Genomic DNA, 11,622 nt, shown 5'->3' on the forward strand with positions numbered 1-11,622 from the left:
ACTAAAGAGGTGTTTCTAATAAGGAGCACCTCTTTTCACCAACAAAAGGGGGGAACAAGTATGCTTCAATCTAATATGGATGTGAGTTTAGAAAGTTTAGTAAACTCATTACAGTCTACCCGAAGCACGCTATTATCAGAAATTGAAATGTTAAATGATACAGAAGTGAATGTAAAGCCACGCCGTGATAAATGGAGTATTACTCAAATTTTACACCACTTGCATTTAGTTGAACAATCTGTCACGTCTGCCCTTGTATATGCTTTACAAAAAAACGAAAGAAACATGACTCCATTTAAAGACCTCCAACTTACGCTTGATCGCACACATAAACGAGAAGCTCCTCAGCAAATGCAACCAACAGAAACTTTAATGAAAAAACAGCAAGGAATTCAATTACTAGAACATTCACGACAAGAACTATTACACGCGCTTCATAGTGTTATAGATGAAAAAGATCTATTTGAAAATGGATTAAAGCATCCTGTTTTTAATGATCTGAATTTGTATCAATGGGTTCAATTTCTTGATTTGCATGAACAAAGACATCTTACGCAGTTAAAAGAGGCGAAACATGCAATTTTGCAACGCTAAAGTGGAAGAAGTGGGAAACCACTTCTTTTTTGATATGTGCATAGTTTTCTTTCTTATTTTGGAATACTACATGGAGAAAGAAAAGAAGGAGTTGAAAAAATATGTCTAAGAAGAAGCGAGAAGAGGAGCGCGCCTGGAAAGCGCGTAAAGAAAATCAACAACCGCACGGAAAAGTGAAAGCTTTTGCTGAATTAGTTGAAGGAACAGAAAAAACGTGATGATTATTTCATCACGTTTTTTGTATGAGTGGAAAAGTTAATAAAAAGGTTGTACCGATTCCTTTTTCACTTATAATATCAATTTTTCCGTTCATAGCTTGAACAACACTGAATACGACCATCATTCCAAGTCCAGTGCCTTTTTCTTTCGTTGAATAGAAAGGCGAACCAAGACGTTTTACTTGTTCTGAATCCATACCGATTCCTGTATCTTTTATATATAACTGAATATGCTTATGATCAGGAACTAATGTGAAATAAAGATCACCGCCTTTTGGCATAGCCTCAATGCAATTTTTTAAAATATTTAATAAACATTGATTTAGTTTTTGTTTTTCTCCAGCGATAAAAAAAGAAGTGCTTTGCTTTATATAATGAGTACGTACATTTGTTAAATTAGCAAGCGGTGTAATTAACGACAATGCATGTAGTAATTCTTCTTCTAACTGTAATGTTTGTTCTTTTTCAATGCTTGGTTTGGCAAAAGTTAAATAATCTGTAAGAACATGATTTGCTTGTTCGATGCCGTTAATGGCAATGTCGATATATAATTTTCGTTCCTGCTCAGTGCATGTATCTGATTGTAACAGTTGTAAAAACCCTTTCGTTGAAGTTAATGGATTGCGAATTTCATGAGAGATAGACGCTGCCATTTCACCAATTAAATGAAACTTTTCAGCATTTATAAGTTCGTTTTGGAGACGAACTTGAGTTTGTAATATGTGTAGTAAATATAAAATTAGGATCGTACCAAGCATTGAACATAACTCATATACAATAATATGCGGTATATAATCAGTCTTATTTGTAACCTTTGAAAGAAAGAAAGGTATCCAACTAAATCCGTATGTGAGACTGTAGATAATAGCAAGTGTTATTTTTATACGATTAGAAGTTCGATTGAAAAATTTATATGTTAATAGTAGAACAATAAATAGAAGAACAGAACCGATAAGAGATGGGAAAACACCTACCCCACCTAATAGTAAGCGATATATGTTTAATACAACTAAGATAGAACCACCAGCAATAGGCCCTCCCGTTAATGTACCGACAATTAATACAATATGGCGCATATCAAATTGAAAACCATTATTTGTTTTTGCTGCAAATGTAATACAGAGTACGGTAGCGAGGCAACACAATACAATAAATATAGCTGAATTTAATTTAGGAGAGCGTTTCCCTTTTTGATTCCAAAATAAATGATATACGAGCATTGTAATAAGGATGAATAATATATTTAAAAAGAGATAAATAATAAAGGATTTCAGTGGGATGCCTCCTCTCTTCTTATATTAAATTAATCATACTATAAAATGAAAGAAATGAAATAATAAATAGCGGAAAAATCAGAAATTTTTACGCTAGTATACAATATGTTACAATAAGCTGTGTCAATGAAAGAAGAAATTCCGTGCACCGCGCGGGAGAGGTTCGCGAACTCCCTCTATAAAAAACTATGGAAACAACAATATCCTTAGGTATTGTTTTGTTTTTTTATTGTGACAGTTCAAGAACGTTCTTTCTTCTTATTTATAGTAGAGAAGGAGAATGAGTGAAATGAAAAAAGAAAAAGCAGTTGTTGTTTTTAGTGGAGGACAAGATAGTACAACATGTTTATTTTGGGCAATAGAGCAGTTTGCAGAGGTAGAAGCTGTAACGTTTAATTACAATCAACGTCATAAGCTAGAAATTGATTGTGCAGCGAAAATTGCAAAAGAGCTAGGAATAAAGCATACGGTACTAGATATGAGTCTATTAAATCAACTTGCTCCAAATGCGTTAACGAGAACGGATATGGAGATTACACATGAAGAAGGTGAATTGCCATCGACATTTGTAGATGGACGAAATTTACTCTTCTTATCATTTGCTGCTGTATTAGCAAAACAAGTTGGAGCACGTCATATTGTAACGGGTGTATGTGAAACTGATTTCAGTGGTTATCCAGATTGCCGTGATGTGTTTGTGAAATCGTTAAACGTTACTTTAAATTTATCCATGGATTACCCGTTTGTCATTCACACGCCACTTATGTGGATTGATAAAGCTGAAACATGGAAATTATCAGATGAACTTGGAGCATTTGAGTTTGTTCGAGAAAAAACATTAACATGTTATAACGGAATCATTGGTGATGGTTGCGGTGAATGTCCAGCGTGCCAACTTCGTAAAGCAGGATTAGATACGTACCTACAAGAACGCGAAGGAGCGAACAACTAATGGATAATTTCTTTGGATTTCGCATCGTAGAAAATTTGCAAAAAATGGACAAGGATATTCAGCGTAAACAGCTCAAATACCATAATAAAAGAGTAATGGTCAGCAAGGAATTTACATTTGATGCAGCACACCATTTACACTGTTATGAAGGGAAATGTAAAAACTTACATGGTCACACATATAAAGTTGTATTTGGAATTAGTGGATATGTAAATGAAATAGGACTTGCAATTGACTTTGGTGATATAAAAGAGATTTGGAAGAATGAAATCGAAATTTATTTAGATCATCGTTATTTAAACGAAACGTTACCTGCAATGAATACGACTGCTGAAAATATGGTCGTTTGGATTTATGAAAAGATGGCAGAGGCACTAACTAAAGAGAATCGAGTGAACGAATATAAAGGAGCTCGCGTAGAATTTGTTCGTCTATTTGAGACGCCGACTAGTTATGCGGAAGTAAGACGGGAGTGGATGCTCGATGAGTAAAATCCCTGTCTTAGAAATATTTGGTCCGACTATTCAAGGTGAAGGAATGGTTGTAGGGCAAAAGACAATGTTTATCCGTACGGCTGGTTGTGATTATAGCTGCGCTTGGTGTGATTCTGCTTTTACATGGGATGGATCAGCTAAAAATCAAATTAGACAGATGACAGCAGAAGATATTTGGGATGAGCTTGTTGCAATTGGAGGAGAAAAATTTTCTCATGTTACGATTTCAGGCGGGAATCCGGCATTGCTGAAAAATATTGAGTTTCTTCTTTCTATATTAAAAGAAAATGGAATGCGGACGGCAATTGAAACTCAAGGGAGTAAATGGCAAGATTGGTTACTTCAAATTGATGAAGTAACAATTTCTCCAAAACCACCAAGTTCGACGATGAAAACAGATTTTCAGAAGTTAGATGCTATTATTCAGAAACTAGCAGGAAAAGATATTAGTTTAAAAGTAGTAGTATTCGATGATCATGATTTTGAATATGCAGTTAAGATGCACGAACGTTATCCAGATGTACCATTTTTCTTGCAAGTAGGAAACGATGATACAAAAACAGTGGATGATGCAATGCTTATTAAAAAATTATTAGATAAGTATGAGTGGCTGATTGATAAAGCTGTAAATTGTAAAGAGATGAATGATGCAAAAGTATTGCCCCAGCTTCATGCGTTAGTATGGGGAAATAAACGCGGCGTATAATGAGAAGGGATGTTTAAAATGACAGGAAGATTAGATGAAGATTTAAAAGATGTAACATTACTAGGAAATCAAAATACAAAATATTTATTTGAATATAGCCCAGAAATATTAGAGGTATTTGATAATAATCATCCAAACCGTGATTATTTTGTAAAATTCAATTGTCCTGAATTTACAAGTTTATGTCCGAAAACAGGACAACCAGATTTTGCAACAATTTATATTAGCTATATTCCAGAGCAAAAAATGGTAGAGAGTAAATCTTTAAAGTTGTATTTATTTAGTTTCCGCAATCATGGTGATTTCCACGAAGATTGCATGAACGTTATTATGAACGATTTAATTAAATTAATGGATCCACGTTACATTGAGGTATGGGGGAAATTTACACCACGTGGTGGCATTTCAATTGATCCATACTGCAACTACGGTCGCCCGGGGACGAAGTATGAACAAATGGCTGACTACCGCATGATGAACCACGATCTATATCCGGAAACAATTGATAATCGTTAATAGAAAGAAAGGGCCTGTATACTATACAGGCCCTTTCTTTCTATTATATTATGCATTTTGATTAATGACAGTATAGTTTTTATGACTTACAACTGTAAGAGGTTCCATATCTAGTTCTCTAAAATTCTTCATAATTGTTATATCAACAATAACAGAGTTTTGATTTACTTTTTGAACACGGCCTTGCATTCCACCTTTAAATTCGATGATATCTCCAGTTTCTGCGATCTGCATAAGCAACTCTCCTTGTTACAGTTTTCCCAAAAAAAGAATAAATTTGGGTTTTTTTATTTCCTCCTATTTTGAACCATATTTCCTACTTTGTAAATGTTTCCAAAGTAAAAATTCGAAAAAAATTCACTTTTTGTAAGAAAATATGTAGAAAATCCATGTTATTTGAAAAAATAGCAAAAATGCGGAAATCTTTATATCGAGGTATAATGAAAAAGTAGAATAACCTGCTGAAGTGGGAGAAATTAGAGGCGGTAAAATGATGTTTGAATTTGTGGGGAGTGTTATAGCTTTAATTTTATTTTTATTTTCTTATATGCATTTAAAAAAGATTCGTCAATATGATACGAATACATATTTTGATGGGATGGATGGTACCCATGCTTCGATAACACATGATAGTGGTGGGGAGATGTAAAGGTATATAACTTTCTTTTCTTGCGTGGTATGATATTTAGAACTAGTGCATAATAGAGTTCGTAAGTGATGAATGGAGAGTGAAAAGAATGAAGATTTCTTTTATTCGTCATGGTTGTTTAGGTCGTATAAGAGAACCGATGACAATTAATTCATTTCACGAATGGATGAAACAGTATGATTCCGAATCAATGATACAAAAAGCTAAAATGCCGATAGAAACAATAGAGGCAATTGAAGCAGCGAAATTTGTCTTAACAAGTGATCAAAGGCGTGCTGTACAATCAGCAGCTGAATTGACAGATTCTTTATCTTTTATGCAAAATTCTCTTTTTAGAGAAGCTGAAGTTCCTTCATGCTTTTTTGCTCCGAAGTGGTTGAAATGCACAATTAAGGTATGGATGTTCATTGGACGAACATTATGGATACTTGGCTACCATAAAGATGTTGAGTCTTATAAGGAAGTAAGAGAGAGGGCAAGGCAAGCGGCTTACCTGTTACATCGTTATGCTCTCGTACATGGAAGTATTGCTCTTGTAGGTCATAAGTATTTTAATTCGATGATTGGAACGGAGCTGAGGGCAATGGGATGGTCTGGTTCTCCTATTTTGCATAGAAAGCCATGGGGATGTACAACATATACGTTTCACGAGGCGATGGATGGAAATATATTAAATACGAATTTAACATAAAAGCACACGATTTATATAAATCGTGTGCTTTCTTTTTAAGATATAGAAATTTTGACGTTTAATGTTTTTACGAGATGAGCATAAGGTTCGCCTACTAGCATAACAATTTCATCTTTTTTATAACCTAACTTTTCGTATAGTGAATAGGCGCGTGTGTTTTCTAAATTAACAAGTAAAGCGATTTTTTCATGCCCTTTTTCAGTTGCATAGATTTCGGCAGCTTCAATTAATTTAGAACCTATACCTTTTCCGCCGTGTGCACTTGAAACTGATAATGTATCAATGTAATACTCATCAAGCTCAGCTTCTTTTTCTAACGTAATTGATTCATCTTTATGTAATTCTCTTAAGTGATGTACAATTGGTGCGTCAAGCTGTGTTGCTTCACTACCGTGATAAGCGACAATAATTCCAACTGCACTCTCGTCTTGTTCATAGACAAAACAGTTTTCGTAGCTCAGACGGTTATTTTCTTTTGAGAACCATGTCTCAAGTCCTAGTAATACTTCTGCTTTAACTGTGCTACCTGTGATTTTTTCAGCAATTTCATGCAGAGCATTATACAATAAAGGAGCTATTGCCAGTGCATCTGTCTTTTTTGCTTTCCGAATCATAGTATCCCTCCTAGTTCTATTTGTATATTGTAGCATAGTGGTATGGAACTTTGCATAATTGAATGCCGAAATGTTTGATATAGAGAAGTAGCTATGTTAGTATATGATATTTAGTGGACATATAGTAAAACGATATTGTTTGCGAAATAACGAAAATAAAATCATGGCATAACAACGAGATAAAATGAAACGTTAATCAGTAAGACTTTTGTTCATTCCACGACTGATTAGTAGCCAACACTAATCGGACCGCCTGCAAATAGCGGGATAATTTTACAGTTGTTGACCTATAGAATATACGATAAAATAAAATATTGCAGAGAGGTGAAATACATGGATAAAGAATTAGCAAATACAATTTTAGATCAGCTGAAAAATGGTGAAATAACGGAGTATGTTGTTACGAAAGATGTATTTTATACGTTCAGAGAAGTTGTTGTAAATAGAGAAGACTTTAAGCATTTCATTGGTAACGCACAACGAGGCGGGCAAGTGATTTATACATATTCAGAAACGCCACGTTCATAAAGGGGAATTTTGATCAGCAGGGCATCCCTCACTGATTAGTAGCCGACACCAATCGAACGTTTAATGCGGGATAAATAAAAGATAAAGGAGAGGGGAATTATGGGCGATTTTAAACAAGGCATTTTACCACATTGGGATTATATGTGGAAAGATAGAGCCGGCAATAGATTTATGGGAATGGTTATGTATCCAGAGAAACGAAAATGTTCAGCAAAAATGCTTCAGAAAATAAAAAGAGCATATGAAGAAGCGATAGAAATTAAAGTAACTGTACAAGTTCAACATACATATCAGTACGTAGAAGGAATGATTGTATACTTTGATGAAGAGGCTCCTGTATGTACAATGCTTGATAAAGATGAAAATCCACATCACATATTTGTAAAAGATATTTTGCGTATTGAGCACTCTGAATAAACTTTTCATAAATAAATTGAAGTTCCATAATAATAATCTTTTTCTATAATAGTTATCTTTTAGTATGTAACGAAAAACGAAAGTATATGTATAATATATTTAATAAGGTAAATTTGATAAATGTAATCGTTTTTTAGAGCAGATTATAGTTTCATATCTGTTCTTTTTTGCGTGATGCTGGAGAAATATATTTCTTCAGCATCTACCGTTTTATGACAAAATATATTGTTAACTTTTTTTAAAATAAGATTAAATTCGTTGACAACTTTTTTGAAAAGCACTTTATTGACATGAGTTTTAGAATGTTGTTTCATAGTCATTGTATTGAAAAAAAACGGCTATCATGTCGAAAAGTAAAAGTTAAAAAAAGAAAGAATTTATACATATATCTTGTGTCTTATTTTGAAACGTAATACAATATATAGAGAAATCAAGAACAACATATAGAGAATATAGATTTGAGAGGGAGGGTCGGAAATGTTAGTTGCATATGATTCTATGACAGGAAACGTGAAGCGTTTCATTCACAAATTAAATATGCCGGCCGTTCAAATTGATGAAGATCTAGTAATAGATGAAGACTTTATTCTTATTACGTATACAACAGGTTTTGGCAATGTACCAGAACGTGTTTTAGACTTTTTAGAGCGCAATAATGAAAAATTAAAAGGCGTATCTGCAAGCGGCAATCGTAACTGGGGAGACATGTTCGGTGCAAGTGCTGACAAGATTTCTACTAAATATGAAGTGCCTATTGTATCAAAATTTGAGTTATCTGGAACAAATAACGATGTAGAATATTTTAAGGAAAGGGTGCGGGAGATTGCGACACATTGAACTGAATAATGAAATCACGCAAATGCAGGACGGTTTTTATCAGCTTCATAAAGATAAAGAGGCATTAGAAGTCTTTATGGAAGAAGCTAGAGAGAATACCGTTCCTTTTAATAGCGTGGCAGAGCGAATGGAGTATATGAAAGAACATGATTACTATTACAACGTTCTGGACGAGTATAGCTTGGAGGAAGTAGAGGGAGTATATAACATCGCTTATGGTGAAAACTTCGAGTTCCAATCTTATATGGCAGCATCTAAGTTCTACAAAGATTATGCGTTAAAAACGAATGATCAAAAACAATACTTAGAAAGCTATGAAGATCGTGTAGCAATTGTGTCATTATACTTAGGACGCGGTGATGTTTCGAAGGCAAAACAATTCGCAAGCATGATTGTAAAACAAAACTACCAACCAGCGACACCAACCTTTTTAAATGCGGGAAGAAGCAGAAGAGGAGAAATGGTGTCTTGTTTCTTGTTAGAGATGGACGATAGCTTAAATTCAATTGGCTTTAACATTAATACTGCGATGCAATTATCGAAAATCGGCGGGGGAGTAGCCTTAAACTTATCTAAGCTACGCGCACGTGGTGAGCAAATTAAAGGTATCGACAACGCTGCAAGTGGTGTAGTGCCTGTTATGAAATTGCTTGAAGATTCGTTTTCATATGCGAATCAGCTTGGCCAACGAAAAGGTGCCGGCGCAGTATATTTAAACATTTTCCATTGGGATATTATTGAATTCCTTGATACAAAAAAAATAAATGCCGATGAGAAGAGCCGTATTCAGTCTCTATCAATCGGAATTATCGTTCCAAGTAAGTTCTTTGAGCTTGCTGAGAAAAACGAACCTTTCCATGTTTTCGCGCCTTATACGGTTTATAAAGAATATGGCAAGCATTTAGATGATATTGACATTGATGAAATGTACGATGAATTAATGAGCAATCCGAAAGTGAAGAAGAAGCCACTAGATATTAGTGCACGTGATATGCTTATTAAAATCGCTATGATTCAGCTTGAGTCTGGTTACCCATACTTAATGTTTAAATCAAATGCAAATAATCAACATCCATTGAAGGATATTGGAACTGTGAAGATGTCGAACTTATGTACAGAAATCTTCCAGCTTCAAGAAACTTCAGAAATAAATGATTACGGTACAGATGACATTATCCGTCGTGATATTAACTGTAACTTAGGATCGTTAAATATCGTAAACGTAATGGAAAATAAAGAAATTCGTGAAGCAGTTCATGCGGGAATGGAAGCTTTAACAGCTGTTTCTGATATGACGATTATTCCGAATGCACCAACTGTGAAAAAAGCAAATGACGAGCTTCATTCAGTTGGACTTGGAGCAATGAACTTACACGGATATTTAGCAAAAAATAAAATCGCTTATGAAAGTGCAGAAGCGAAAGAATTCGCTCGTACATTCTTTATGATGTTAAATTACTATTCTATTGAGAAAAGTATGGAAATCGCTACAGAAAAAGGCGAGACATTTAAAGACTTCGATAAATCTGATTATGCGAATGGCACATACTTCGAAAAGTATGAAACGACAGATTACAGCCCAGTAACTGAAAAAGTTCAGCAACTATTTGAAGGAATTCATATTCCGACAAAAGAAGATTGGACAAGTTTAAAAGAGCAAGTGCAAAAGAATGGTTTATACAACTCATATCGTCTTGCCATTGCTCCAACACAATCAATCAGTTACGTTCAAAATGCAACTTCAAGCGTAATGCCGATCGTAAGTCAAATCGAATCAAGAACATATGCGAACGCGACAACATATTATCCAATGCCGTATTTATCAAAAGATACGTTCTGGTACTATAAATCTTCTTACGATATGAATCAGTTTAAATTAATTGATTTAATCGCAGAAATTCAAGAACATATTGATCAAGGAATTAGTACAATTCTTTACGTTAATAGTGATATTTCAACACGTGAATTAGCACGTTACTACATCTATGCACATAAAAAAGGCTTAAAGAGTCTGTATTATACGAGAACACGTAAATTAAGCGTGGAAGAGTGTGTGGCTTGTACCGTTTAATATAAAAAGTGAGACATGATGAGCAGGGTTTTCTGAACCCTGCTCATGCTTAGTTATCATATTTAGAGAAGGGGCGATTTAATGCGTGCGGTAAACTGGAACAAAAAAGAAGATGATTTTAGTTTAATGTTTTGGAAGCAAAACATCGCTCAGTTTTGGACAGAAGAAGAAATTGCGGTTTCGTCTGACAAAAATACTTGGGTGCAATTATCGAAAGAAGAGCAAATTGCTTATAAGCGTGTATTAGGTGGTTTAACACTTTTAGATACGAAACAAGGTGGCGAAGGAATGCCACTTGTACTTGTTCATCTTGAAAATTTACAAGCTAAAAGTGTATTAGCTTTCATGGGAGCTATGGAAGAAGTACATGCGAAGAGTTACAGTCATATCTTTACAACGTTAGCTACTGAAGAAGAAATTGATGATATTTTTGACTGGGTAGACAATCATCCATTACTTGAGAAAAAGGCCGGTATTATTACTGGTTACTATCGTCGTTTGTTAAAGCCTGAGGTAACGAAAAAAGAGCTATATATGGCAATGGTAGCAAGTGTGTTCTTAGAAAGTTATTTATTCTATAGTGGATTCTTCTATCCGCTTTACTTAGCTGGTCAAGGAAAACTAACAGCAAGTGGTGAGATTATTAACTTGATAATTCGTGATGAGTCAATTCACGGCGTATTCGTCGGTATTTTAGCACAACAAATCTTCGCAGAACTTTCTGCAGAAGAGCAACAAGAAGTGCAAAAAGAAACACAAGAGTTATTAATGGAACTATATGAAATTGAAATGGCTTATACAGAAGAAATTTACACTTCTATCGGTCTTGTAGAAGATGTAAATCGTTTCGTTCGTTACAATGCGAATAAAGGGCTTATGAACTTAGGACTTGAGCCGAAGTTTGAAGAAGAAGAAATTAACCCAATCGTTTTAAATGGTTTACGTACAGATACGAAAAACCATGATTTCTTCTCTGTAAAAGGAAATGGTTACGTAAAAGCAACGAACGTTGAAAAGTTAGCTGACGATGACTTCGTGTTTAACTTTTAATATAGGATTAT

The 11,622-nt window shown here is 34.5% G+C and carries 16 protein-coding genes and 1 riboswitch; of the genes, 13 read left to right on the forward strand and 3 right to left on the reverse strand.

All coding sequences use genetic code 11. From position 1 onward, the window contains the following. Positions 1-60 precede the first annotated feature (60 nt). Both AC0ONG_RS05395 and AC0ONG_RS05400 read left to right on the forward strand, forming a co-directional pair. Positions 61-594 carry a DinB family protein gene (locus AC0ONG_RS05395; protein WP_000941975.1) on the forward strand — a complete coding sequence of 178 codons (534 nt, stop codon included), beginning with the start codon at positions 61-63 and terminating at the stop codon, positions 592-594. A gap of 101 nt (positions 595-695) precedes the next feature. Then, positions 696-812: a DUF6254 family protein gene (locus AC0ONG_RS05400; protein ID WP_000038355.1), complete on the forward strand. Its 117-nt coding sequence runs from the start codon at positions 696-698 to the stop codon at positions 810-812. A gap of 11 nt (positions 813-823) precedes the next feature. On the opposite strand, the gene kinB is transcribed toward AC0ONG_RS05400, so the two are convergent. Beyond that, positions 824-2,032, reverse strand: coding sequence for a sporulation sensor histidine kinase KinB (gene kinB, locus AC0ONG_RS05405; protein WP_002083096.1), 1,209 nt, complete (start codon positions 2,030-2,032; stop codon positions 824-826). A 206-nt stretch (positions 2,033-2,238) separates the two neighbouring features. Further along, a riboswitch (PreQ1 riboswitch) is annotated at positions 2,239-2,282 on the forward strand. Positions 2,283-2,375: 93 nt separating this feature from the next. Between kinB and queC the strand changes: the two genes are divergently transcribed. The 4 genes from queC to queF are packed head-to-tail and all read left to right on the forward strand — an operon-like array spanning position 2,376 to position 4,754. Further along, the gene (gene queC / locus AC0ONG_RS05410) at positions 2,376-3,038 is read left to right on the forward strand and encodes a 7-cyano-7-deazaguanine synthase QueC (RefSeq protein ID WP_000711598.1); all 663 of its coding nucleotides are present in this window, start codon (positions 2,376-2,378) and stop codon (positions 3,036-3,038) included. Beyond that, positions 3,038-3,529 (forward strand): 6-carboxytetrahydropterin synthase QueD, encoded by a 492-nt coding sequence (queD, locus tag AC0ONG_RS05415; RefSeq protein ID WP_000368414.1) that lies wholly within the window; start codon positions 3,038-3,040, stop codon positions 3,527-3,529. Before queC ends, queD begins: the two co-directional genes overlap by 1 nt. Further along, positions 3,522-4,238, forward strand: coding sequence for a 7-carboxy-7-deazaguanine synthase QueE (gene queE, locus AC0ONG_RS05420; protein WP_000036303.1), 717 nt, complete (start codon positions 3,522-3,524; stop codon positions 4,236-4,238). The genes queD and queE overlap by 8 nt, the downstream gene beginning before the upstream one ends. Positions 4,239-4,256: 18 nt before the next feature. Beyond that, the gene (queF, locus tag AC0ONG_RS05425; RefSeq protein WP_001986050.1) at positions 4,257-4,754 is read left to right on the forward strand and encodes a preQ(1) synthase; all 498 of its coding nucleotides are present in this window, start codon (positions 4,257-4,259) and stop codon (positions 4,752-4,754) included. A gap of 48 nt (positions 4,755-4,802) precedes the next feature. Here the strand turns inward: queF and AC0ONG_RS05430 are convergent, their stop codons facing one another. Further along, the gene (locus AC0ONG_RS05430; RefSeq protein WP_001165082.1) at positions 4,803-4,988 is read right to left on the reverse strand and encodes a YkvS family protein; all 186 of its coding nucleotides are present in this window, start codon (positions 4,986-4,988) and stop codon (positions 4,803-4,805) included. A gap of 259 nt (positions 4,989-5,247) precedes the next feature. On the opposite strand from AC0ONG_RS05430, the gene AC0ONG_RS05435 reads away from it, so the two are divergent. Both AC0ONG_RS05435 and AC0ONG_RS05440 read left to right on the forward strand, forming a co-directional pair. Continuing rightward, positions 5,248-5,403, forward strand: coding sequence for a hypothetical protein (locus tag AC0ONG_RS05435; RefSeq protein ID WP_002083105.1), 156 nt, complete (start codon positions 5,248-5,250; stop codon positions 5,401-5,403). A gap of 88 nt (positions 5,404-5,491) precedes the next feature. Further along, complete coding sequence (locus tag AC0ONG_RS05440; RefSeq protein WP_000703092.1) at positions 5,492-6,094, forward strand: phosphoglycerate mutase; 603 nt, start codon at positions 5,492-5,494, stop codon at positions 6,092-6,094. Positions 6,095-6,129: 35 nt separating this feature from the next. Here AC0ONG_RS05440 and AC0ONG_RS05445 read toward each other — a convergent pair whose 3' ends face one another. Continuing rightward, positions 6,130-6,708: a GNAT family N-acetyltransferase gene (locus AC0ONG_RS05445; protein WP_000619541.1), complete on the reverse strand. Its 579-nt coding sequence runs from the start codon at positions 6,706-6,708 to the stop codon at positions 6,130-6,132. A 333-nt stretch (positions 6,709-7,041) separates the two neighbouring features. On the opposite strand from AC0ONG_RS05445, the gene AC0ONG_RS05450 reads away from it, so the two are divergent. The 5 genes from AC0ONG_RS05450 to nrdF all read left to right on the forward strand — a co-directional run bounded on the left by AC0ONG_RS05450 (position 7,042) and on the right by nrdF (position 11,611). Beyond that, positions 7,042-7,236, forward strand: a complete 195-nt coding sequence (locus AC0ONG_RS05450; protein ID WP_000356686.1) for a hypothetical protein — start codon at positions 7,042-7,044, stop codon at positions 7,234-7,236. 99 nt (positions 7,237-7,335) lie between these two features. Next, the gene (locus tag AC0ONG_RS05455; protein WP_000502199.1) at positions 7,336-7,653 is read left to right on the forward strand and encodes a hypothetical protein; all 318 of its coding nucleotides are present in this window, start codon (positions 7,336-7,338) and stop codon (positions 7,651-7,653) included. Between the two features lie 477 nt (positions 7,654-8,130). Beyond that, positions 8,131-8,490, forward strand: coding sequence for a class Ib ribonucleoside-diphosphate reductase assembly flavoprotein NrdI (gene nrdI, locus AC0ONG_RS05460; RefSeq protein ID WP_000959447.1), 360 nt, complete (start codon positions 8,131-8,133; stop codon positions 8,488-8,490). Continuing rightward, on the forward strand, positions 8,477-10,561 hold the full coding sequence (gene nrdE / locus AC0ONG_RS05465; protein WP_001215843.1) for a class 1b ribonucleoside-diphosphate reductase subunit alpha: 2,085 nt from the start codon (positions 8,477-8,479) through the stop codon (positions 10,559-10,561). The genes nrdI and nrdE overlap by 14 nt, the downstream gene beginning before the upstream one ends. 81 nt (positions 10,562-10,642) lie before the next feature. Beyond that, the gene (gene nrdF, locus AC0ONG_RS05470) at positions 10,643-11,611 is read left to right on the forward strand and encodes a class 1b ribonucleoside-diphosphate reductase subunit beta (RefSeq protein ID WP_001203025.1); all 969 of its coding nucleotides are present in this window, start codon (positions 10,643-10,645) and stop codon (positions 11,609-11,611) included. The last annotated feature ends 11 nt before the right edge of the window (positions 11,612-11,622 follow it).

The sequence above is a fragment of the Bacillus sp. TCT6 genome, assembly GCF_056033845.1.